Source organism: Streptomyces sp. NPDC048331, assembly GCF_043201215.1.
GTDB lineage: Bacteria > Actinomycetota > Actinomycetes > Streptomycetales > Streptomycetaceae > Streptomyces.
Genome location: NZ_JBICYT010000025.1, coordinates 40196 through 61859 on the forward strand (window position 1 = coordinate 40196; position 21664 = coordinate 61859).

A 21664-nucleotide genomic window follows, 5' to 3' on the forward strand; every position below is an offset into this window, starting at 1 on the left:
ACCTCCGGCCGGCCGCGTGCACATGTCCGTACCGCCTCGGGGTACAGGAGCTGGTGAGGACCCCAAGGAGGCGTCATGACAGCGTTGTTGAACAGGATCAAGCGGTTCGCGCGCAGCCCGCAGGGGCAGCGGGCGGCCGCATCGGTGCGGCGGGCCGCCGCCGACCCGCGCAAGCGCGCGCAGGCCGGACGGCTGCTCGACCGCCTGCGCGGCCGGCGCTAGGCCGTCTGGACGACCTGGGGAGGACAGCCCTCAGGCGGGCCTGCCGTCCACGTACGTCGCGACGACCTCGATGGCTCCGATCCGTGACGGGGCGACCCGCGTCGGGTCGTCGGCCAGTACGGCCAGGTCCGCACACCGGCCCGGCGCCAGGGTGCCCGCGCTGTCCTCCCGGTGGGAGGCATAGGCGCCCGCCACCGTGTAGGCGTGCAGGGCCTCGTGCACGGTGATGCCCTCGTCTGGGCCGATGAGACGGCCGGAGGCGGAGGCCCGTTCCACCATGAACTGGACGGCCCGCAGCGGGGATCCGTCGGTGACGGGGCGGTCGGAGCTACCCACCAGGGTGACGCCGTGGTCCAGGAATCCCCGGCCCCGGTACATCCAGGGCGCCCGCTCCGGGCCCATCACCGCCGCGTAGTCGTCGCCGAAGGAGCGGAGGAAGTGCGGCTGCACCACCGCGCTCACGCCGAGGCGGGCGAAGCGGGCCAGTTGGTCGGGCCGCACCAGCCCGGCGTGTTCGATCCGGTGCCGGGCGGTGGGCCGGGGGCGCAGCTTCTGGGCGCGTTCCAGGGCGTCCAGGGCCAGGTCGACGGCGCGGTCCCCGATGGCGTGCACGGCGAGCTGCCAGCCGGCGAGGTGTCCGTCGACGACGGTGTCGGTGATCCGTTCGGGGTCGGCCTGGAACTCCCCCGTGCGGTCGGTCCCCTCGTAGGGGCGGGTGAGTGCGGCCGTCCGGGCCATCATGCCGCCGTCGGTGTAGACCTTGAGCGCGCCGAGGGAGAGCCGGTCGTCGCCGAAGCCGGTGCGCAGGCCGAGGTCGATGGCGCGGGGGATCCCGTCGGAGGCGTGCGCGGCCACGGGCCGTAGGGTGTCGGCGGCCGCCATGAGCTGGACCCGTAGGGGCAGTCGCCCCTCGTCGCGCAGGAGCTGGTAGGCGCCGAGCTCGACCGGGCTGTTGCCGAGGAGTCCGCCGCCGATGCCCGCCTCGACGCAGGCGGTGACGCCTTCGGCGAGGCAGGTGCGGCTCGCGTGTTCGACGGCGTCGGCGATCTCGTCCTGCGCGTAGGGCAGGCGCAGCCGACGGGCGGTGGTCATGGCGCTCTCGGCGAGGAAGCCCTCGCCGCGGGCGAGTTCGCCGGGGAGCAGGTCGAGGACGGTGGTGTTGACGACGCAGCCGTGTCCTGAGTCGTGCAGCATGAACACCTTGCGGCCGTCGCTGACCTTGTCCAGCTCGGCGGCGGTGAGGTGCCGGCCGAGGGACCGCTGGTCGTAGCCCCCGATGTCCACCCACGCGCCCCGCGGTTTCCGGGCGACCGCCTCGGCGACGACGGCGAGCACGTCCTCGACGCGTTCGCAGGGCGCCACGCTGGGGGTGGTGGCCTTCAGCCCGGTCCAGGTCAGGTGCACGTGTGAGTCGATGAAACCGGGCAACACGGTGGCGCCCTGGAGGTCGACGACCTCCCGGGCGGGCAGTGCGGTCACCGCCTCGTCCAGGCCGACGATCCGGCCGTGCCAGATGCCCAGGTCGTGGGCGACGGGGTGGTCGGGGTCCATGGTGAGGAAGGTGGCGTTCGTCAGCCTGGTGCAGAGCATGGGTGCGGGTCCTCAGGGGGTGGGCGCCGTACGGGAGGCCGGTACCGGTACGCGGCCGTGGGCGACGATGGACCGGAGGATCTCGCCGACCCTGACGGCCGTGTTCGACAACAGGGAGGACGTGATGCCGTGCGTGTGCTCCGTTCCTCCCTGGAGGTAGATGCCGCAGCGCAGTTCGGGCGCGCTCTCGACACGGTAGTCGCGTGCCACGCGGACCCGGCCGAGGCCGTCGCGCCGGCAGTACCTCTCGACGTCCCCGAGCAGTCCGAGGCCGTCCGCCGAGCGGTATCCGGTCGCGTAGACCAGCGCGTCGGCCGCCAGGGCCTCCTTCTCCCCCGTGACCAGCGACTCGACGGTGACGAGGACGTGGTCGGGGGTCTCGGTGACGTCCGCGAGCCGCGAGACCTTCAGGAAGCGCAGCCGCTCGGTGCCGAGGACCTTCTCCTGGTACTCCTGCCGGTAGAGGTCGTCGATGAGGTCGATGTCCACCACCGAGTAGTTGGTGTTGGCGTGGTACTCGATCAGCTTGCGCTTGATCTCCTCGGGGGCGGTGTAGTACTCGTCGACCGCCGAGGGGTCGAAGATCCGGTTGGCGAAGCCGCTGTCGTCGGCGGGGCTGTAGCCGTAGCGGGAGAAGACGGCGCACACCTCGGCCCGGGGGAAGGTGCGGTGCAGGAAGGCCACGTTCTCGGCGGCGCTCTGGCCGGCGCCGACGACGACGAACCGGGCGGGGTCCGCGGCGCCCAACGCCGCGACCCGTGTGAGGAGTTCCGAGGTGTGCCAGATCCGCTCGGTACGCTCCACGCCCTCCGGCATCTGCGGCCGCAGGCCGGTGCCGATCACCAGGTTGCGCGCGCGGTGGACCACGAGTTCGGAGCCGGATCGGGCGGTCACGTCCACGTACTCGATCGCGCCGTCGCGCAGGACCGGACGTACGGCGACGACCTCGGATCCGTAGGAGACCATGTCGTCGACCTTGGCGGCGGCCCATTCGAAGTAGTCGTGGAACTCGACGCGCAGCGGGAACAGATTCTTGTGGTTGACGAAGTCGATCAGGCGTCCCCTGCTCTGGAGGTAGCAGAGGAAGCTGTACTCGCTCGCCGGGTTGCGCAGTGTCACCAGGTCCTTGAGGAAGGACACCTGCATCGTGGCGTCGTCGATGAGCATGCCGCGGTGCCAGCCGAAACGGGGCTGCTGCTCGAAGAAGTGTGCGGTGACCGCTTCCTGCGGTCCGACGCCGGCGTTGTGCTCGCTGAGCGCGATAGCCATGGCCACGTTCGAGGGGCCGAAGCCGATGCCGATGAGGTCGTGGATCAGTGGCGCTTCATCGGACAGATCCTGTGACATGTGACTCCCAATCGTGCGGGGGGCAGCCGATTGCCATGCGTGGGGAAACCGGGGGCAGGGCACGCCGAAGGAGCCGAGCCCGAGGCGAATTTAGGGAAGGCTAACCTGACATCGCGGGCCTGTCGATGGGCAAATCAGATCGACCCCCCATCGAGTGAGGGTCGAACTCACCTTGAATGAGGGCGTGTTGCACAGTTAGGTAAGGCTTGCTTTACTCGATGTGAATCTGTCGCCGCTCCAAGGAGGAACCCCATGCGGGTCGTCATGTTCGGCTATCAGACGTGGGGGCACCGCACCCTGCAGGCTCTACTGGAGTCCGAACACGATGTCGTTCTGGTCGTGACGCACCCGAAGAGCGAGCACGCGTACGAGAAGATCTGGAGCGACTCCGTCGCCGATCTCGCCGACGACCACGGTGTCCCGGTACTCATCCGCAACCGCCCGGACGACGAGGAGCTGTTCACCCGGCTCGAGGAGGCGGAACCGGACATCATCGTGGCGAACAACTGGCGCACGTGGATCCCCCCGCGCATCTTCGCCCTGCCCCGCCACGGCACCCTCAACGTCCACGACTCTCTGCTGCCGAAGTACGCCGGCTTCTCACCACTGATCTGGGCGCTGATCAACAACGAGCCCGAAGTGGGCGTCACCGCGCACCTCATGAACGACGAGCTCGACGCGGGCGACATCGTGGTCCAGCGCGCCGTACCGGTCGGCCCGACGGACACCGCCACCGACCTGTTCCACAAGACGGTCGACCTGATCGCGCCGGTCACCGTGGCCGCCCTGGGCCGGATCGCGGCCGGCGAGACCGACTTCACCCGCCAGGACCGGTCGCAGGCCAGCTTCTTCCACAAGCGGTCGGCCGAGGACATCCGCATCGACTGGAACTGGCCGGCCGAGGACCTCCAGCGGCTCGTCCGCGCCCAGTCGGCCCCCTACCCGGCCGCCTTCACCTTCCACCGCGGCAAGCGTCTGGAGGTACTGGCCGCCGTCGTCTCGGAGGGCCGCTACGGAGGCACGCCCGGCCGTGTCTTCTACCGCGAGGGCGAAGGCGTCGTGATCGTGGCCGGAGCCGATGCCCGCACCGGGCGCAACCACGGCCTCGCCATCACCCGGGTACGCACCGAGGGCGGTGAAGAGATGCCCGCCACCGATTACTTCACCACCATGGGCGGGTACCTGACCAGCCACTGACCGCCCGGCCACCGACCCACCCCGGCACCCCACCCCGGCGCCCCACCCGGCGACCCGGGCATCGAGCCTTCTCGGTGCCCGGGTCGCGGCCTGACCTGCACCGGCAGCCCGGTACGGGGCCGCGGACATGATCGCGCGTCGGGCGGGTAGCCGCCGGTGCACGGGGTGCGGTCCATGCCGAAAGAGGCTGCGACGGGGCCGCACTCCGGCAGGGTCGAGCAGGTCGGCGCGCCCGAGCGGGCCGGGCCACCGTTTGACCGGTGTCACGGCGGGCAGCCGCGTGGCAGAGGCCGATCAGGCCCCGGATGGAGGCGAGCCATGTCGAACAGCATGCTCATCACCGTGATCGTCATCGCGGCGGTCGTGGTCATCGCACTCTGCGTCGGACTGTGGATGATGTCCCGCCGACGCCACCTGCAGAAGAGATTCGGGCCCGAGTACGACCGCACGGTCGAGGCCGAGGGCGGCCGCATGGCCGCGGAGCGTGACCTCCGGGCCCGCGAGGAGCGCCACGCCGCGTTCGAGCTCAAGGAACTCCCCTCGGAGCGGCGTCAGCAGTACGCACGGGAGTGGAGCAATGTCCAGGAGCGATTCGTCGACCGGCCTGAGGGCTCCGTCGGCGAGGCCGACGAACTCGTCACGCGCCTGATGCGCGAGCGCGGGTACCCCACGGAGGGATTCAGCCGCCAGGTGCGCGATCTCTCGGTGGAACACGGACGGACCTTGGAGCACTACCGCGCCGCGCACGACGTCAAGGAGCGCAGCGGTACGGGCGGGACGACGACGGAGGAACTCCGCGGGGCGATGGTGCACTACCGCGCGCTCTTCGGGGAGTTGCTCGACGACCAGAGGAGCCGGTGACCATGCGGAACCGAACGGACGGGCAGGACGACCGAGCTGTCGGCACGGAGCTGACGACGGAGGACATCGCCAACCCCGCGGCGGCCTCCGCGGCGCCGGACGCCCGACTCGACGACGAGCGGCGGGTGCCCACCTACCCGGGTGAGGCGACGGCGGACCCCCAGGGCTACGACGACACCGACACGCGGGAGGACGCGACCCGGTACGAGGGCGAACAGCCCTCGGCGGCGGACGAACCGCTTCTCGCCGGCGAGGAGGCGGAGGGCTACCGCAGGAGCTGGCGCGAGATCCAGAGCCGGTTCGTGGACGACCCGCGGGAAGCGGTCAAGTCGGCGGACGCCCTGGTGGCCGAGGTGATGCAGACGCTCGCCCGCACCTTCTCCTCGCGCAAGCAGGGGCTGGAGGGCCAGTGGGACCAGGGCGATCAGGTCGCCACGGAGGAACTGCGGCTTGCACTCCAGCAGTACCGCTCCTTCTTCGACCGGCTGCTCAACACCTGAGGCCGACGGCCCACGATGCTGTCGGCGGGTGAGCCGCCAGGCCTCCACGCGGCTGCAGTGCGCCGGACCCCGCAGGAAGGGGTCCGGCGCACCCGCCGTGCGGCCCGCCGCTTCCTGCTCGGCGCCGGCGATCACGAGTACCCGGTGCACCCGGCCTCCGGGGACGCCGCCGCCCTGACCGTGACCGAACTCGTCACCCACGCCGTCCGGCACACGAACGGCCCGTGCGCCCTCGACCTCGCCCGGCAGCGGCCGAGGTGGACTCAGTCCTCGCTCCGGCCCGATTCCTCCGGTCGGCGTGCCGCCTTCTCCGCCGTCCGTCCGGCCTCGGTGTACGCCTGCTCGGCCCGGCGGTACAGCTGCTTCGTCTCCTGGACGGCCCGGCGGGCCGTCTCGATCCGCTGCCGCAGGGCGGAGAGTTCGTCGCGGAGCTGGGCCGCCTCCCCCTCGGCCCGGTCCCGGGCGGCCGCGGCCTCGGTGAGGCGTCGATCGGCACGCCGCAGTTCCGCCGCCGCTTCGGCGGCCCGTTCCCGGTCGGCGGCCGCCCGAGCACGGCGTTCCTCGGCGGCCCGCCGCTCCCGCGCGCTCCCCCGGCCGACCGCCGACCGGGCCGGAGCGGCCGGGGTGGGGGCGGGCGCGGATGCGGAAGTGGGGGGCGGGGGCACGGCGCCCGGGGCCGGTTCCAGCCCGTCGAAACCCACCGTCACGGGCGGCGGCTTCGCGAGCCGCCCGGCCGCCCACGAGCGGGCGGCGTCGTCGTCGCCCAGCAATCCGTGGAAGATCTCCCCGACCTCGCGCAGCGCCGGCTCCCGTAGCCGCTCCCCCGCCCCGGCCGCCAGTCGGGCGGCCTCCGCGGAGAGCGCGCCGATCACCTGGTGCCGCTGGTGCGACAGCGCCCGCATCCGCTCGCCGTCGAGCTCCCGGTGCGCGCGGCGCAGCTCCGCACCGAGGCGCAGCAGCGCCTCGGCCAGTTCGGGACGGGTGCGAGCCAGCAGGTTCACGGCCCACACGGCCAGGGTCGGCCTGCGCAGTCCGCCGATCGTGGCCGCGGCCGCGCCGTCCTTCTCCCGACGGGCCTGCGTCACGTAGGCGTCGCGGGCCTTGGTGAAGTCGGCCGGCCGCAGCCCGTACAACTCGAAGATCACCGCATCCGCGTCCATACGGGAACCCTGCCCCGCCCCGCGGGCGCGACCCTTCGCGCCACGTCGCCCGCCGCGCAGGTTCATCCCGGCTGCGGAACCGCGGGCTCGCGGCCGGGCGGTCGCGCGACGGGACGCCGCAGTGTCAGGCGGGATCCTGGCGGGGCGCCGTCGGCGGATCCGCGGGCTCCTCCCCCGCCTCCCCGTCGGTCCGCTCCGCCTCGTCGTCCCCGGCATGGGCGCGCAGGTGCCCGATCACCGTGTTGGCCACGGCGACCAGGGGGACGGCGACGACCGCTCCCCCGATGCCGGCCAGCACGCCGCCTGCGGCGACGGCCAGGACCACCGCGAGGGGGTGGACCCGTACGGCCCGTCCGAGGATGAACGGCTGCAGCACGTGGCCTTCGATCTGCTGGACGACGAGCACCACCAGCAGGGTCATCAGGGCGGTGAAGACCCCCTGGGTGACCAGCGCGACGACCACCGCGAGCGCCCCGGACGCGACGGCGCCGACGAGGGGCACGAACGAGGCCAGGAAGATCACCACGGCGATGGGGACGGCGAGCGGCACGCCCAGGAAGTAGATGCCGAGACCGATGAACAGGGCGTCGATGAAGGCGACGATCACGGTGCCGCGTACGTAGGCGGTCAGGGTCCGCCAGGCCGCCGGGCCCGCGTCGGCCACGTCGGGCCGGGCGGCGGCGGGCACCAGCTTGAGCGTCCATCGCCAGATGCGCCTGCCGTCGTACAGCAGGAAGAGGGTCGAGAACATCGCCAGCAGCATCCCGGTGAGGATCTCCACGAGGACGGTCACGCCCTGGAGGCCGGTCGAGGTGATCTCGCTGGTACTGGTTCCGATGGCGTCGCTCAGGCGCCCGGCGACATCGTTGATCTGTTGCTCGGTCACGTGGAAGGGGCTGTCGAGGAGCCAGCGTTTGAGTTCCTCGATGCCTTCCTGGAGTCGCCCGGAGAGATTGTCGAGGTTGTCCAGCACCTGCCAGACGACGAACCAGCCGATGAGTCCCAGCACGACGAATCCGAAGAGCGCGGTGACGGCGGTGGCGAGCCCCCGGGCGAGCCCGACGCGGTGCAGGCGGGCGACCGTCGGCTCCAGCAGGGCCGTGACGAGCAGCGCGGCGACGAAGGCGAGGACGACGAGCCGGATGGAACCGATGACCCGCATGACCACCCACAGGGCGGCGGCGAGCACCAGGAACCGCCAGCCGGCCTCGGCCGCGACCCGGATGCCCCAGGGCACCGCACGGGCGGGGTCCGGGTCGCGCGGACGCCTTCGGTGCGCTTCGGCCGCGCGCTCCCGCTCGGCCGTCAGCTCCGCCTCGCGGAGCGCCTGCGCACGGCGCTCCCCGAGCGCGGCGGCTCCGGCCTTCACGCGGCCGGGCCAGGTGCGGATTCCGGGCATGGTGGACCTCCTTCCGTCACACCCCGCCGTCTGCCCAGCTTTCGGTCGATCAGGCAGGCCCGGCCCGAGGTACTCGGGAATCGTTCGGACGATCCCGGCCCGGTCCTTCATCGCCGGGCGAGCCGTCCTCGAGCCGATGGCCGGCCGGTGCCCCGGTGGCAAGTGATGCAGAAACGCTGCACGTTGCCCCCGAGCGTCGCCGCGGGGAGGGTGAGCCCCCGTCTCCGGGGCGTGTCCGGCCGCCTTCCGGGTTCGTCCGCGGCCACTCTGGACCGTCGAACCCCTGGGCCGTCCACTCCCACCTGCTTCAGGAGCATCATGCGCACCTCGCCCCGACCGGCCCGGTGGCTGGTGCCCGTCCTCCTCCTCGTGGTCTGGCTGGGCCTCGGGGGGAGCCTCGGCTCCTACGCGGGGAAACTCGGGGAGGTCTCCACCAACGACCAGGCGGCCTTCCTCCCCCGTAGTGCCGAATCCACCAGGGTGGCCCAGGCCCAGGGCGCCTTCCGGCAGGAGCAGTCGCTGCCGGCCGTCGTGGTCTGGACGGGGGACGGCGCCACGAAGGTGACCCCGGCCCGGACCGCATCCGCGCGGGCCGCGCTGGCCACGCTGGAAGGCCGACCCTGGATCGCCGGATCGGCCTCCCCCGTCCTCCCGTCGCGCGACGGGAGGGCGCTGCAGGCGGTGGTCCCCCTGGATCCCGCGCTGGGCGACGAGCTCCCCGCCGCGGTCGCCGAGATCCGGGAGGCCGGCTCCCGGGTCGCGGCCACCACGTTCCACGTGACGGGACCGGCGGCCACCCGGGCCGACCTGTCGGAGGCCTTCGCCGGGATCGACGGACTGCTGCTGGGCGTGGCCTTGGCGGCCGTCCTCGTCATCCTGCTGCTCGTCTACCGCAGCGCCCTCCTCCCGTTGTTGATCATCATTGGGGCGGTGTTCGCCCTCTCCCTGGCCTGCGCGATCGTCTACGCCCTGGCGAGCGCGGGGCTGGTCCGGGTCGACGGGCAGGTCCAGGGGATCCTCTCGATCCTCGTCATCGGCGCGGCCACCGACTACGCCCTGGTGCTGACCGCCCGCTTCCGTGAGGAGCTGGGGCACACCGAGGACCGGTACGCCGCCATGCGTGCGGCCCTGCGCCGGTCCTGGGGACCGATCGTGGCCAGCGCGGGCACCGTGGCCCTGGGCCTGCTCGCCCTGTTCCTCAGCGACCTGACCAACAACCGGGCGCTGGGTCCCGTCGGGGCGATCGGGATCGTCTGCGCGGTGGCGAGCGCCCTCACGTTCCTGCCGGCGGCGCTGGTGCTGCTGGGACGCAAGGCCTACTGGCCGGCGCACGTGACCGCCGGGAGCGGCTCGGCGGGGATCTGGAGCCGGATCGCCGCCCTCGTCGGCGGCGCTCCCCGGCGGGTGTGGGCCGTGGCTCTGGCGGGTCTGCTCGCGTGCGCCGCCTTCGCGCCCACGTTGCACTCGGGCGGTGTTCCGCTGGACGAGATCTTCGTGAACGAGGCCCCTTCGGTGACGGCGCAGAAGGTACTCGGCTGGCACTTCCCGGGCGGTGCCGGCAACCCGGCCGTCGTGATCGCCGCCGCCGACCGGCAGGCGCCGGTGCGCGAACGGGCCGCGGGTACGAAAGGCGTGGACTCGGCCGTCGTACGGGGCGAGCAGGCCGGCCGGGTACGGATCGACGTGGTCCTGAAGGACCCCGCGGACAGCGCGGCGGCGAAGGAGACGGTGGTCCGGCTCCGCGAGGCGGTCCATCAGGTGCCGGGCGCGCGGGCCCTCGTAGGCGGTTACACCGCGCAGGCCTACGACACTCAGCGGACGGCCGAGCGCGACCGCGAGGTCATCGTCCCGGTGGTGTTGGCCATCATCCTCGTCATCCTGGTGGCCCTGCTGCGTTCCCTGGTGATGCCGTTGCTGCTGGTGTCGACGGTGGCTCTGAACTTCTTCGCCACCCTGGGCGTGTCCGCCCTCGTCTTCCGCCACGTGTTCGGGTTCAGCGGCACGGATTCCTCCGTCCCCCTGTACGGGTTCGTCTTCCTCGTCGCCCTGGGGGTGGACTACAACATCTTCCTCATGTCGCGGGTGCGCGAGGAGTCGCTGCGGCACGGCGTCCGCGAGGGGGTGACGCGGGGGTTGACGGCCACCGGCGGGGTGATCACGTCCGCGGGGGTGGTGCTCGCCGCCACGTTCGCCGCGCTGAGCGTCATCCCGCTGGCGTTCCTCGTGCAGATCGCCTTCATCGTGGCCTTCGGTGTCCTCATGGACACCCTGATCGTGCGCTCGCTCCTGGTTCCCGCCCTGGTCCTGGACATCGGCCCGGCGGCCTGGTGGCCGGGTCGGCTGAGCCGCCGACCGCGCACCGATCGCTGACGCGGGCGAAGGTTCGGGGCGTCACGTGCGGGCAGCGGAGCGGTGCGGCGCCCGTGTCATCCCGGCCAGTTCACGCGTCCGAGGTGGATCAGGCGGAGTTGGGCGCGTGCCGTGTCGACGGCGGCCGACCAGTCCTCCCCCCGGAGCGAGGCGGCCAGGAAGGCCGAGGCCGTCATGAACATGTGGTCCACCAGGAGTCGGGACAGCATCGTCACGTCCGCGGCGTCCCAGCTCGCGCTCACGACATCGGCCGTGAGCGCGGCACCCACCTCGTCGGCGAGGACGTCGAGTTGTCCGGCGATGGCCTCGCGCACCGCCGGCACCCCGCCGTGGCGCTCGCGGACCAGGAAACGGACGTGCGCGGGCCGGGTGCGTACGAGTTCGGCGACGAGCCGCACCACGGCATCGCCGCGCCGCCCGGCGTCGTCGGTCGCGGCGAGGATGTCCCGCACCGTCGCGTGCAGGCTGGCCAACGCCTCCTCGACCAGGGTGGTCCCCAGCTCGTCCATGCTCCGGAAGTGCCGGTAGAAGGCGGTGGGGGCGACTCCGGCGGCTCGGGTCACCTCTCTGAGGCCGAGGCTGCCGAGGCTGCGGTCCGTCAATTCCGCCAAGGCAGCGTCGAGGAGGGCGCGTCGGGTACGGCGGCGCTGGGTCTCACGGACGCCGGTGTGCGGACTCATGACGCGAAGTCAACCGCGTCACACTCGTGCACCGCCAGCATGAAGACAACTGAACTGGGTAGTCAGTGAACAACTGTTACCTGAATGGGAGGACGTCTCATGCTCTTCCTCGTAGGTGCGTTGCTGGTGCTCGGCGTCGTCCTCGGCGCCGTGGCCCACGTCCCCGCGCCCGTCAGTGTGGTCGCCGGTCTGGCCATCGCCCTGTGGCTCGCCGTCTTCGCCACACGCGAACGCTTCTCGGTCCGCCACCGGGCCGGACACCTCGACGACGGACACGGAGGTCCGCGATGAGCCCGCACACCGGATCCGACACCCTGGCCCGTACCGCGACCCGGCCCCCGGCCCGGAGGCGTGACGCCGACGCGATGGCCGTCACCGGCTTCGTCCTCGGTCTGGTCGGGCTGCTCGTGATGAACCTGATCCTCGGCCCGACCGCCGTCGTCCTCGGGGCCCTCGCCCTGCGGCGGCGCACGACCAGGCCCGGCCGGGCCCGTCTGGGCATCGCCCTGGGCCTGGCCGACCTGGCCGTCCTCGGCTGCCTCGTCACCGCCGACGGGACCTGGTCCTGGGGCCTGGCCTGAGAGGCCCCCGGACCGGCCACCCAGGCGAGCGCGCCGAACCGCACCGCTGTCGACCGAGGCGGACGGCGCCCGCCCGGTCGGGTCCGACCGGCTGCCGGCCCCGTCGCACACAGCCCGCTCACGCGCGCCTCCTCGGCGCCGGAGGCGGAGTCCGACCCCACGCGGGTGGACCCCGCGGTGTCGGCCGGGCCGTAACCGGCCACGGCATCGACGCCGCCGCCCTGAGGCAGCGCCCTCCCTTGATCGTGGCCCCACCACCGGGGGCCGAGCCGCGGCCGAACGCGGGGGCGCTGTGCGCCCGGGCGCCGGCGCATCGGGGGGAGTCGCTATCGTCCGCGCCATGACCTCAAGTGATGATCTGCTCTACCTGATCCGCACCACCCCGGAGGTCGATCTGCTGCTGCGGTCATCGTTCGGCTTCGACATCCACCGCAAGCACTACGGCGAGGGTTTCAGGCTCGCCTCGGGTGTGCCGCTGGAGGTGATCGCGGGGGAATCCGCCGGTGGGGCGTACTTCCTGTGCGCTGAACGGTCGCCGGCCGGTGGTGTACGCGAGCTCCGAAGGGGAGGGCGGTCTGCTCGCCGATGACCTCGCGGACGCGCTGGAGATCATCATCGGGGTGGAGTGGCGGGACTGCCTCACGTTCTCGGGCAGGGGCGATGTGGAGGTCATGCAGCTCTCCGCCCAGGTGGCCGCAGCCCTGTCGCTGCGGATCGTGCCTGCCGCCGACCTCGTCATCCGGTTGCACGCGGCCGCCTCGGGGTCGACCGAGGCCGCCGTCAGTCACGCACCTCCCCTGACGGAGTTCTTCCGCGGTCCGGCCTGTCCGGGCAGGGTGCGGGTTGCGAGACTGGTGCGATGGAAGAGTTCTCCGCGTCACGCGTTGACGCCTACCTGCGGCGGATCGGGGCGCAGCGACCCGGGTCGGCGAGTGCGGCCGCCCTGCGCGACCTGCACCTGCGGCATCTCCGGACCGTTCCCTTCGAGAGTCTGTCCATCCACGTGGGCCAGGAGATCGTGCTGGAGGGCGAGGCCCTGCTCGACAAACTGCTGCACGGCGGCCGCGGCGGGTTCTGTTACGAGCTGAACGGTGTGTTCGCGCTGCTGCTGCGGTCCCTGGGTTACCGGGTGGAGCTGCTGCAGGCCCGGGTGCACTCGGCCGACGGCGGGCCGGGCGTCCCGTACGACCACCTGGCGCTGCGCGTGGAGTGCGAGGACGGCCGTCCGTGGCTGGTGGACGTGGGCTTCGGCGACCACAGTCACTTCCCGCTGGCGTTGGACGACCGCGGCGAGCAGACCGACCCGGGCGGCGTGTTCCGGATGATTCCGGTCGACGGCCCCCACGGGGACCTCGACGTCCTGCAGAACGGCGTACCGCGGTACCGGCTGGAGACGCGTCCCCGGGTCCTGTCCGACTTCGTGACCGGCGCGTGGTGGCACAGCACCTCGCCCGCGTCCGGTTTCACCCGCAAGCCGGTGTGCTCGGTGCTGACGGAGGCCGGCCGGACCACCCTGAGCGACCACGTCCTGACGGTCACGGCCGACGGGGAACGGACCGAGCGGACGCTGGCCGACGACGCCGAGGTCCTGGCGGCCTACCGCACCCACTTCGGCATCGACCTGCCCCGCGTCCCGGTCCCCCTCCACCCCCGCCCGTGAACGCCTGACACGGCTGACACGGCTGACGCCCGCCGGCCGCGCCGGCCACGTCGGCCGTATCAGCCGCGTTCGAAGGCGTGCGAGTGGCCGATCACGGCGAAGCCGCGGCGCTCGTACCAGTGGCGCGGCCAGTCCATGGCATCGGCGGTCAGGAAGCGGAAGTCGCTGTCGTGGGCCGCGGCCAGGTTCAGGGCGCCGGCCAGTACGGCGTCGGCGTAGCCGCGTCCGAGGTGGGCCTCCGAGGTGATCAGGTCCTCGATCTGGGCGGTGCCGCTCGCCCCGTCGACGTAGAGGTCGGCCCAGGAGGCGACCTCGCCCGTCTCGCTGCGGGCGCCGATGAACCGCACGACGTCCGCCCCGCGCCTGCGGGCCTCGCGCCGATCGACGAGCTGGCGCACGACCTCGTCGTCGGCGTCCGGGAGGAAGCCCCGCCAGCGCCGGGTCAGCGGAGCACGCAACGCGTCGAGTTCCACCTCCTCGGCGGGTCCGGGGTCCGGCACCGGGCCCGTGTGCAACATGACCAGGTAGGTGGAACGGGTGTATCCGGCCCGGATCAGCGGCTCCGCGCACGCCTTGCCGGTGTCGTCGTCGAGTACGGAGATCAGCCGGTGCGGCAGTCGCCCCAGGGCTTCCTCCGCGAGCGCGGGCAACGCCTCGGGGTCGACGGCGGCGTCGATGACGATCTGGTTGTTCGCACGGGACTGCGCGAACGCGTCGTCGTACACGGCGAACCCTCCGGGGAGGGCCACGGTGCGCGCGGCCTGGCGGCGGGCGAAGTCCGACAGGAAGGTGTTGACGCGCTGGAGTTCTGGGCTCGGCATGGGCCGAGCCTATGCAGCCGGGTCCGCGGACGCCTCCGAATTCCCCGCGGGCCGACCGTCACAACCGGAGGATGACCAGTGCGGTGTCGTCGGTGACGCCGACCGCGGGGATGAGCTCGGCCAGCAGGGCGTCGGCGAGGACGTCGGGGGTGGCGCCGCGGTGCCGTACGAGGGCTTCGGCGAGCCTTCCGAGGCCTACGTCGATGTCCTCCCGGCGCCGTTCGATGAGCCCGTCGGTGTAGAGGGCGAGGGTGGAGCCTTCGGTGAAGGCGATCTGTGCCTCGGGGCGGCGGGTGTGTTCGGGGCGCGCGCCGAGCGGGGGGTCCGTGGCCTGGTCGAGGAAGGTGATGGTCCCGTCGGGGTGGCACAGGGCGGGAGGGGGGTGACCCGCGCTGCTGTAGGTGAGGGTGCGACTGTTCCAGTCGATGAACACGGACACGGCGGTGGTGGACTCGGCGCCTTCGATGTCGCGGGCGTACAGACCGAGGACCTCCAGGGCCTGGGCCGGACCCTCGGCGACACGGGAGGCGGCGGACAGGGCGCTGCGGAGTTGACCCATGACGCCGGCCGCGCCGAGTCCGTGGCCGACGACGTCACCGACGGCGAGCGCGGTGCGGCCGGGCTGGTCCACGAGGTCGTACCAGTCGCCGCACACGTTCAAGGCCTCGGTGGCGGGCCGGTAGCGCACGGCGGCCCCGTGGTGGCCGAGCGGGTGCGGCGCGGGCAGCAGCGACTCCTGGAGGTGGAGGGCGACCTCCCGTTCGTGGGCGTGGGTGCGGCGCAGGCGTTCGTTGACCGCTTGGAGCTCCCGGGCGCGGGTGTAGAGCTCGGCCTCCAGCACCTCGGCGGCGCGGTCCCTGCCGCTGGGGCCGCCGCGGGCCCGGATCAGTTCGGTGACCTCTTCCACCCGGTGCAGCAGCAGGGCGACGGTTCCGTCGGGGGCGAGGACGGGGACGTTGACGGGGCTCCAGTAGCGCTCCTGCCACACCCCCGACCGGTCCGGCGACTCGACGTCGTAGCGCTGCACGGCCATCGTGTCGGGCTCGGCGGTGGCAGCGACCCGTTCCAGCGAGGCGCGCAGGTTGCGCATCCCGGTCGCCGCGGGGTCGGCGGGATTGTCGGGGAAGACGTCGAACAGGTAGCGGCCGACGAGCTGCTCGCGGGTGCGGCCGGAGGTCACCATGAAGGACTCGTTGACGTCGACGTAGATCAGATCAGGCGTGAGCAGGGCGACCGCGCCCGGCAAGGCACGGAAGACCGCCTGGTAGTCGATCCCGGATCCGTCCACGTCCACCTGTTCGCACGCCGCCGCCCGATCGTGAGGTCGTTCTCCACGATAGGCGCGACGGTGCGGGGTGGGGCCGTCGTCCGCCCGGCATTGAGCCGTTCGGCTCAACCCCGGGCGGACGCGGTGCGACTCAGGGGGCGATCGGCAGCTGTCGCTTGTGCTCGGTGAGACGGTAGCGGGCGACGATGGCCGTGAAGGCGGTGCCCTCGACGGGCTTGCCCTCCAGGAAGTCGTCGATGTCGTCGTAGGTGACGCCGAGGGCGTCCTCGTCGGGCTTGCCCGGGTCGAGCGTCTCCAGGTCCGCGGTCGGGGTCTTGTGCACCAGCTCGGCGGGGGCGCCCAGCTCCTGCGCGAGGGCTCGTACCCGCCGCTTGGTGAGGCCGGTGAGCGGGACGACGTCGGCAGCGCCGTCACCGAACTTGGTGAAGAAGCCGGAGACGGCCTCGGCGGCGTGGTCGGTGCCGACCACCAGGCCGTCGTGCGCGCCCGCCACCGTGTACTGGGCGATCATGCGCTGGCGGGCCTTGATGTTGCCGTGCACGAAGTCCTGGTGGTGCGCGTCGCGGAAGACCGTGCCGCCGGCCAGGGCCGCCTCCAGGGCGGCGTCGCTCGCGGACTTCACGTCCACGGTCAGGACCCGGTCGGCCCGGATGAAGTCCAGCGCCAGCTGCGCGTCCTTCTCGTCGGCCTGGGCCCCGTAGGGCAGTCGCATCGCGAAGAACGTCGCCTCGTGTCCGGCGGCGCGGGCCCGCTCGACGGCGAGCTGGCAGAGTCGGCCGGCGGTCGTGGAGTCCACACCGCCGCTGATGCCCAGGACCAGAGCGCGCAGGCCGGTGGAGGTCAGCCGCTCGGCGAGGAAGGCCACTCGGCGCTCGATCTCCTGCCGTACGTCGAAGGACGCGCTCACCTGGAGATCGCGGGCGATCTCCTGCTGCAGGGATATGGACGCCAGGTCGGTCACGGTTGCTCCTCGCTCGGGCCCGTGCGCGGGTCGGCACGCGCCGCCCGGCCGGGGTCACAGTCACGTGTACGGGACGGAAGCACTCTAGAGGAAGGCCGGACAGCCATGGCCCGGCGGTCGTGGCCAGGCGCCCTCGGCCCGCTCTCCCGGGCGCGGGAGGGTGGTGTCGGTGGCCCGTGCGACGATGCGAAGCATGATCGTCCCGCTCGATGCCCTCCTGCCCACCGCCGGTCCCCACGCCTCGACCACGTACGCCGACTGGGTCGCCGTCCACGACCCGGGGGCGGCCGGGGTCGCGCGGGAGCTGGTCGAGGACATGTACACCGAGCTCGGCCGGTCGCGGGGCAAGCCCGGCCGGTTCGTCGACGCGATGACGGCGCGGGCGCGACGGCTGCCGCCGGCGCACCTGCCGTGGTTCTGGGACACGGTGGGCCACCGCCTGATCCAGTACGGGAGCCGCCCGGGCGGGCGGGCGTACGCGGCTGCGCGTGCGGCCGAGGCCGAGCACGGGCTGCCGGTGGATCCCCGGTACCGCCGGGCCAACGCCCTGCTGTTCGCGGCGGGCGGGGCCATGCCGGTCAAGGAGTTCGGGGCGCACCAGCGCTTCCTCGCCGAGACGATGGATCCGGCGGCCGCGCACACCGCCCTGGAGGCGTTCCTGACCGCGTGGGCGGGCTCCCGGGCGGACCTGCCGGCGGATCTGGTGCGCCGGGTCCGGGCGTCGGCCAAGGCGGCCGGGCACGGGGACGGCGAGGCCGCGCGGATCGTGGCCGCGATCCTGTCGGTCACCCGCGGGAAGTCGGTGCCCGAGGCGCTGCTGACCGCCGCGGAGCTCGTCCTGACGGCCCATCCGCCGACGGACGCCGTGCGGGCCGGACTGGTCGAGGTGTTTCCGACCGGTCCCACCGACGGCGGGTCCTGGCTGCGCCTGCTGATCGGCTGCGGCGCGACGGAGGCGATGACGGCCGGGCGGGTGGTGCCGCAGGGCGGACTGCCGCACTGGGTCGGACACTTCGTCAGCATGTACCAGTACGCGCCGCAGTCCGGTGGCGGGGTCTCCCGGCAGCCGCTGCCGGCGGAATTCCTGGACCTGATCGGCCGGTTGGGGCCGCGACTGCGCACGGCCGGCACCCCGGTGGCGGTGCACCACACCCGGTACGGCTACCAGGGCTTCGACGCGGACGTGCTGGACGCCTGCCTGGCGGCCGGGGCGGCGGTGGCCGACCCCGGCCCGGAGGCGCGGATGCGCTTCTGGGGGGAGCGGTCCCGACGGGACCTGGTCGCGCTGGCCGCGGATCCGGTGTTCGGCCCACGGCTGGAGGGGACGGTGCATGCGGATCTGCTGCCCGACCACTGGTCCGCGCGGGCGCGCCTCCCCGGGTCGGCGGTGACGCTGCTGCCCGGCAACGAGGGCATCGCCGACGAGGTCGCCGGGCGGGTCGGCAAACTCGTCGACATCGTCGGGGGTGGCGGTACGGCGGGGGCCGAGGAGGCCGTGGCCGAGCTGGAGACCCTGCTCGACCGGCCGACGGTGGCGGCCCTCGGCGGGATCACCGAGGCCCTCGCCGGGGCGGGTGCGGCGGGCACGCTGCGGCGCTCGCTGGCGGCCGGTCTGCCGGAGGAACTGGCCTGGCCGGCGCTGGAGTCGGTGTACGCGGGGTTCGCGGAGACCGCCGAAGCCGCAGAGCCCGTGGATCCCGCCGCGGACGGGACGGGCGGGATCGACGGGGCGCGCGTGGCGGTGCGCCCTCCCCTGCCGGGCGTGGTCGGAGTGACGTGTACCTGGCCGGTACTGACGGTGTTCGGGCGCGACCGGGCGGTGGCCGTCGCCCCGGACGGGGAGCGGGGCTCCTGCCGGTTCACGGTTCCCGAGGACGCGACCCTGTTCGCCGTGCACTACGTGGGCGGCTCCTTCCTGGTGAGCTGGTCCCTGAAGCAGACGGCCTTCTGCGACACGGCCGTCTGGGCGGACCGCCCGGAGGAGCCGTTCGAGCCACGGGAGGTGGGCGGGCTGGTGCCGTTCGGCGGCAGCCTGGACGGGGCGTACGGCTTCCAGTTCGAGAGCGCCGACGGGGGCGGGCGGCACAGCGGCCGGCACGTGCTGCGTCCCGGTGACACCGAGGGCATCGACGGCGAGGAGCTGTTGCTCGGCGACGGCTCCCGGATCTGGACCAACCAGATCTACGGGCGGCAGCCGTGGGAGGTGGTCGACCCGGTCACCGGGGAGCGGCGCGGGGCCCTGGCGCTGCCGGACTTCCCCGGCCGTGCCCCGAGCGCCGATCCGGGCGCGGAGCCGTCCGAGGTCGGGATGAGCCTGGACTCGGAGGCTCTGCAGTTGGCGCCGCTCCCCGCCGGGCTGTCCGACTCGCCGCTGGGCAGCCGGGACGGGCTGGTCGGGACGCGCGTGCTGTTCCGTACCCGGCACCGCGACCACGCGCCCGACCACTACCTGGTGGAGAGCGTGGACGGGCGTACGGCGCGCTTCGACATCGACCGGCCGGGACAGGAGCCGTGGGGGCTGTGGGCCGCGCCGGAGGGCGCGGTGGAGGACGTGGTCCTCGCCGAGGCGCAGACCCGTACGGGCGTGCGCGCGTACACCGCCGACGGTGTGCTGCTGTGGGAGTTGGAAGGGCACCACTCGCCCAAGCACCCGAAGGTGAGGCCGGCCCGAAAAGCCACCGTGTCGGGGGGCGTGGCCCTGCCGCCCGCCTTCTGGTACCTGCTGCGCACGCGGGACGCGGCCGGGTCGCGGGCACTGCGGGGCGTGGGGCGGCGGACGGCGGACGCCCTGCTTTCGGCGGCGCTCGACGGGGCGGAGGCGCTGCGTGCCGCCGTGGACCGGGAGTTGCCGGAGGTCACCGACCCGGTACTGGTCGAGGCGGTCGTGGCGGTCGCCCGGCGGGCCGCGCGGGTGGAGGAGCGGCGGCGGGCCCTGCACCGGCGCGTGTCCCTCCTCGCCGAGGCCGAGCAGGTCGTGCCGCGCAGGTCGGCGCGGGACACCGAGCTGTTGCCCGCCCTGTTCGGGCTGATCACGGACGACGAGGCCGACGCGCACCGCCGTACCGCGGACCCGGCCCTGCCGGCGACGCTCGAGGCGCTGGCCGCCGACGGCGCCTGCCTGGCCGGGACGATCGTGGAGGAGGTGCGGCGGCTCTCGCCCTCGGCGCCGCCGCGGGACTGGTCGCGGCTACTGGGCTCGATCGACGCCGTGGCCTGGCGGGCGGCGGTGTCGCCGACCCCGGACGCGGACCGGGTCGCCCTGCTCGCGCTCCTCGACACCTGGGCCGACCAGCCGTTCGCCCGTGCGGGCAGCCGCTGGTGGGTGGGCCAGGTGACCGGCTCCGCCGCCCTGGAGGGGCTGCGGGCGGGCGGCACGGCCGTGGCGTCCGCCGCGGTACGGGCCGGGGGCGCGGCGTCCTGGTGCGTGGCGGCAGCCGCCGAGGACCCGGACGGTGACCCCGTACCGGCGGCCGTCGCACAGGCGATTCCGGTCGTGGTGCGGCGGGACGACGCGGCCCGGCTGCGGGCCCTGGTCGCGGCGGTCGAGGAGCACGGGCCCGTCCCGGTAACGGAGTCGGCGGCCGCCCGCTTCGCGGAACTGACCGGTGTCAGGCGGGCCGTGGCCCGGCTCGTCGTGGCCGGTCTGGTCGGCCGGAGCCATCGGGACGAGGACCGTGCCCTGGCGGGCAAGGCCCCCTACCGGGCGACCGAGATGACGGCCGTGGCGTACGAGGAGCTGCGCGCGCGGCTCGGGGGCGCGGGACGGCGGGCCGTCCTGGCCGCGGCCCTGCCCGAGGACCCGGCCGAACTGTGGCGGCCGGGCGGGGTCGACGCGGCCGTGGAGCGGATGGCCGGGGTCTGGCGGGAACTGCTCGGGGCGCTGCCGGCGGTGCACGACGAGGCGGCGGACGCGCTGGAGAGCGACTTGGGGCTCGGCGAGCTATGGGCCAGGCGGCTGGCGGGGGGCTACGCGGCCGCCGCGGACACGACCGTGGAGGCGGCCGGTTGGGAGCTGGCGGCGACCCCGTACGGCATCGGCGTGGAGGTGCGGGCCGTGCCCCCGGCCGGGCCCGAACTGCCGTACCTCACCCCGGTGGGCCTCGATCTCGCCGGCATGGCGAGCGCGCTGGTGTGGGCCTGGACGGACCGGCCGGTCGGGGATCCCGCGGTGGCCGGCGCGCTGGACGTGTACGAGCGGCTGCGGGCCGAACTGGCGCGTCCGGAGCTGCTGCTGGCGCTGCCCGGCGGCCGGGTCCAGGACACCTCGGCGCGGATCGCCGAGCGGTTCGGGCCGGGGCTGTTGCCGGTGGCGATGGACGACCGTAAGGAGGAGGGACCGGCTCCGGTGACCGCGTACGACTGCGGGCCCCTCGTGGTGTGCGCGCCCGGCGGCGCCTCGTTCCTGCGGCCGGCGGCGGTCACCGACCCCGAGGTGTGGCGGCGGGTCCGCGAGGTCACCGACCTCGGGGAGGAGTTGGACCGGGTGGCGCCGCTGCTGGCCGGTGGCGGACTGGAGCGGATGATGCTCCGGGCCCGTTCCGGACCGGTGCCGGCCGGCGCGTACGAGGCGGATCCGCGGCGGTCCTGCCCGGAGCTGGTCACACGGGTGGCGGCCGAGCTCCGTGTCGGCACGGACGCGGCGGCGCTGTATCTCCAGGTGGCGGCGCTGGCCACGCCCACCGACCGGAACGTACGCCGCTGGAACGGCTGGACCGCCAAGCGGCACAAGGAGGTCCGCGCGGAACTCCTGGCCACCGGCGCGGTCATCGAGGCCAAGCGGGCGCGGGCGGGCCGGACGGTGTTCCTGCCCGGTGAATGGACCGAGCTGAAGGCCCCGAACCTGCCCCTGGAGACGGTGAAACTGGCGAGCCACCAGGTGCGCCCGCTGTGGAGCAACGCGGTCCGCGCGCCCTTCGGCCGGGTGCTGCCGACGGCTCCCTTGCACGAGATGTTCGCGCAGGCCTGGAAGCGGAGGTCCGCCGACCGCGCGTGAATGTCCGGTACTCGGACGGAAAGAGGGTGCGCAC

General features: G+C 73.4%; 18 protein-coding genes. 10 read left to right on the forward strand and 8 right to left on the reverse strand.

Features of this window, described 5'->3' with window-relative positions; genetic code table 11:
• Positions 1 to 75: 75 nt before the first annotated feature.
• A complete protein-coding gene (locus ACGFYY_RS29775; RefSeq protein WP_393714051.1) occupies positions 76 to 222 on the forward strand; it encodes a hypothetical protein in 147 nt (48 codons plus the stop codon).
• A gap of 30 nt (positions 223 to 252) precedes the next feature.
• On the opposite strand, the gene ACGFYY_RS29780 is transcribed toward ACGFYY_RS29775, so the two are convergent.
• Positions 253 to 1812, reverse strand: a complete 1560-nt coding sequence (locus tag ACGFYY_RS29780; RefSeq protein WP_393714053.1) for an amidohydrolase — start codon at positions 1810 to 1812, stop codon at positions 253 to 255.
• A gap of 12 nt (positions 1813 to 1824) precedes the next feature.
• Complete coding sequence (locus ACGFYY_RS29785; RefSeq protein ID WP_393714055.1) at positions 1825 to 3159, reverse strand: lysine N(6)-hydroxylase/L-ornithine N(5)-oxygenase family protein; 1335 nt, start codon at positions 3157 to 3159, stop codon at positions 1825 to 1827.
• 252 nt (positions 3160 to 3411) lie between these two features.
• On the opposite strand from ACGFYY_RS29785, the gene ACGFYY_RS29790 reads away from it, so the two are divergent.
• The 3 genes from ACGFYY_RS29790 (at position 3412) to ACGFYY_RS29800 (ending at position 5717) form a co-directional block, all read left to right on the forward strand.
• Positions 3412 to 4356, forward strand: a complete 945-nt coding sequence (locus ACGFYY_RS29790; protein WP_393714057.1) for a methionyl-tRNA formyltransferase — start codon at positions 3412 to 3414, stop codon at positions 4354 to 4356.
• A gap of 318 nt (positions 4357 to 4674) precedes the next feature.
• Entirely contained in the window at positions 4675 to 5217 is a 543-nt protein-coding gene (locus ACGFYY_RS29795; RefSeq protein ID WP_365276170.1) for a hypothetical protein, read from the forward strand.
• 2 nt (positions 5218 to 5219) lie between these two features.
• On the forward strand, positions 5220 to 5717 hold the full coding sequence (locus ACGFYY_RS29800; protein ID WP_393714059.1) for a hypothetical protein: 498 nt from the start codon (positions 5220 to 5222) through the stop codon (positions 5715 to 5717).
• A gap of 263 nt (positions 5718 to 5980) precedes the next feature.
• Here the strand turns inward: ACGFYY_RS29800 and ACGFYY_RS29805 are convergent, their stop codons facing one another.
• Together ACGFYY_RS29805 and ACGFYY_RS29810 are read right to left on the reverse strand one after the other, a co-directional pair.
• Positions 5981 to 6877, reverse strand: coding sequence for a hypothetical protein (locus ACGFYY_RS29805; protein WP_393714061.1), 897 nt, complete (start codon positions 6875 to 6877; stop codon positions 5981 to 5983).
• Positions 6878 to 7001: 124 nt separating this feature from the next.
• Positions 7002 to 8276: an AI-2E family transporter gene (locus tag ACGFYY_RS29810; RefSeq protein WP_393714063.1), complete on the reverse strand. Its 1275-nt coding sequence runs from the start codon at positions 8274 to 8276 to the stop codon at positions 7002 to 7004.
• A gap of 318 nt (positions 8277 to 8594) precedes the next feature.
• On the opposite strand from ACGFYY_RS29810, the gene ACGFYY_RS29815 reads away from it, so the two are divergent.
• Positions 8595 to 10646 (forward strand): MMPL family transporter, encoded by a 2052-nt coding sequence (locus ACGFYY_RS29815; RefSeq protein WP_393714065.1) that lies wholly within the window; start codon positions 8595 to 8597, stop codon positions 10644 to 10646.
• Positions 10647 to 10702: 56 nt separating this feature from the next.
• Here the strand turns inward: ACGFYY_RS29815 and ACGFYY_RS29820 are convergent, their stop codons facing one another.
• Positions 10703 to 11326, reverse strand: coding sequence for a TetR family transcriptional regulator (locus tag ACGFYY_RS29820; RefSeq protein WP_393714067.1), 624 nt, complete (start codon positions 11324 to 11326; stop codon positions 10703 to 10705).
• Between the two features lie 99 nt (positions 11327 to 11425).
• On the opposite strand from ACGFYY_RS29820, the gene ACGFYY_RS29825 reads away from it, so the two are divergent.
• The 4 genes from ACGFYY_RS29825 to ACGFYY_RS29840 all read left to right on the forward strand — a co-directional run bounded on the left by ACGFYY_RS29825 (position 11426) and on the right by ACGFYY_RS29840 (position 13567).
• On the forward strand, positions 11426 to 11617 hold the full coding sequence (locus tag ACGFYY_RS29825) for a hypothetical protein (protein ID WP_393714191.1): 192 nt from the start codon (positions 11426 to 11428) through the stop codon (positions 11615 to 11617).
• Complete coding sequence (locus ACGFYY_RS29830; protein WP_393714069.1) at positions 11614 to 11907, forward strand: DUF4190 domain-containing protein; 294 nt, start codon at positions 11614 to 11616, stop codon at positions 11905 to 11907. The genes ACGFYY_RS29825 and ACGFYY_RS29830 overlap by 4 nt, the downstream gene beginning before the upstream one ends.
• Before the next feature lie 340 nt (positions 11908 to 12247).
• Positions 12248 to 12496 (forward strand): hypothetical protein, encoded by a 249-nt coding sequence (locus ACGFYY_RS29835; RefSeq protein WP_393714071.1) that lies wholly within the window; start codon positions 12248 to 12250, stop codon positions 12494 to 12496.
• A 270-nt stretch (positions 12497 to 12766) separates the two neighbouring features.
• Complete coding sequence (locus ACGFYY_RS29840; RefSeq protein ID WP_393714073.1) at positions 12767 to 13567, forward strand: arylamine N-acetyltransferase; 801 nt, start codon at positions 12767 to 12769, stop codon at positions 13565 to 13567.
• Positions 13568 to 13626: 59 nt separating this feature from the next.
• Here ACGFYY_RS29840 and ACGFYY_RS29845 read toward each other — a convergent pair whose 3' ends face one another.
• From ACGFYY_RS29845 to nadE, 3 genes are all read right to left on the reverse strand, one after another.
• Positions 13627 to 14388: a GNAT family N-acetyltransferase gene (locus ACGFYY_RS29845; RefSeq protein ID WP_393714075.1), complete on the reverse strand. Its 762-nt coding sequence runs from the start codon at positions 14386 to 14388 to the stop codon at positions 13627 to 13629.
• A 58-nt stretch (positions 14389 to 14446) separates the two neighbouring features.
• Positions 14447 to 15676, reverse strand: a complete 1230-nt coding sequence (locus ACGFYY_RS29850) for a PP2C family protein-serine/threonine phosphatase (RefSeq protein ID WP_393714077.1) — start codon at positions 15674 to 15676, stop codon at positions 14447 to 14449.
• 130 nt (positions 15677 to 15806) lie between these two features.
• The gene (gene nadE / locus ACGFYY_RS29855; RefSeq protein WP_365278458.1) at positions 15807 to 16637 is read right to left on the reverse strand and encodes an ammonia-dependent NAD(+) synthetase; all 831 of its coding nucleotides are present in this window, start codon (positions 16635 to 16637) and stop codon (positions 15807 to 15809) included.
• A 193-nt stretch (positions 16638 to 16830) separates the two neighbouring features.
• On the opposite strand from nadE, the gene ACGFYY_RS29860 reads away from it, so the two are divergent.
• Positions 16831 to 21630 (forward strand): hypothetical protein, encoded by a 4800-nt coding sequence (locus ACGFYY_RS29860; protein WP_393714080.1) that lies wholly within the window; start codon positions 16831 to 16833, stop codon positions 21628 to 21630.
• Positions 21631 to 21664 lie beyond the last annotated feature (34 nt).

Excerpts from the sequence above, each read along its gene's own strand:
- ACGFYY_RS29845 (WP_393714075.1), bottom strand. The coding sequence starts at position 14,388 with ATGCCGAGCCCAGAACTCCAGCGCGTCAACACCTTCCTGTCGGACTTC.
- ACGFYY_RS29825 (WP_393714191.1), top strand. The coding sequence starts at position 11,426 with ATGCTCTTCCTCGTAGGTGCGTTGCTGGTGCTCGGCGTCGTCCTCGGC.
- ACGFYY_RS29860 (WP_393714080.1), top strand. The coding sequence starts at position 16,831 with ATGATCGTCCCGCTCGATGCCCTCCTGCCCACCGCCGGTCCCCACGCC.
- ACGFYY_RS29830 (WP_393714069.1), top strand. The coding sequence starts at position 11,614 with ATGAGCCCGCACACCGGATCCGACACCCTGGCCCGTACCGCGACCCGG.
- ACGFYY_RS29785 (WP_393714055.1), bottom strand. The coding sequence starts at position 3,159 with ATGTCACAGGATCTGTCCGATGAAGCGCCACTGATCCACGACCTCATC.
- ACGFYY_RS29820 (WP_393714067.1), bottom strand. The coding sequence starts at position 11,326 with ATGAGTCCGCACACCGGCGTCCGTGAGACCCAGCGCCGCCGTACCCGA.
- ACGFYY_RS29815 (WP_393714065.1), top strand. The coding sequence starts at position 8,595 with ATGCGCACCTCGCCCCGACCGGCCCGGTGGCTGGTGCCCGTCCTCCTC.
- ACGFYY_RS29835 (WP_393714071.1), top strand. The coding sequence starts at position 12,248 with ATGACCTCAAGTGATGATCTGCTCTACCTGATCCGCACCACCCCGGAG.
- ACGFYY_RS29805 (WP_393714061.1), bottom strand. The coding sequence starts at position 6,877 with ATGGACGCGGATGCGGTGATCTTCGAGTTGTACGGGCTGCGGCCGGCC.
- ACGFYY_RS29790 (WP_393714057.1), top strand. The coding sequence starts at position 3,412 with ATGCGGGTCGTCATGTTCGGCTATCAGACGTGGGGGCACCGCACCCTG.
- ACGFYY_RS29800 (WP_393714059.1), top strand. The coding sequence starts at position 5,220 with ATGCGGAACCGAACGGACGGGCAGGACGACCGAGCTGTCGGCACGGAG.
- ACGFYY_RS29780 (WP_393714053.1), bottom strand. The coding sequence starts at position 1,812 with ATGCTCTGCACCAGGCTGACGAACGCCACCTTCCTCACCATGGACCCC.
- ACGFYY_RS29810 (WP_393714063.1), bottom strand. The coding sequence starts at position 8,276 with ATGCCCGGAATCCGCACCTGGCCCGGCCGCGTGAAGGCCGGAGCCGCC.
- ACGFYY_RS29840 (WP_393714073.1), top strand. The coding sequence starts at position 12,767 with ATGGAAGAGTTCTCCGCGTCACGCGTTGACGCCTACCTGCGGCGGATC.
- ACGFYY_RS29775 (WP_393714051.1), top strand. The coding sequence starts at position 76 with ATGACAGCGTTGTTGAACAGGATCAAGCGGTTCGCGCGCAGCCCGCAG.
- ACGFYY_RS29795 (WP_365276170.1), top strand. The coding sequence starts at position 4,675 with ATGTCGAACAGCATGCTCATCACCGTGATCGTCATCGCGGCGGTCGTG.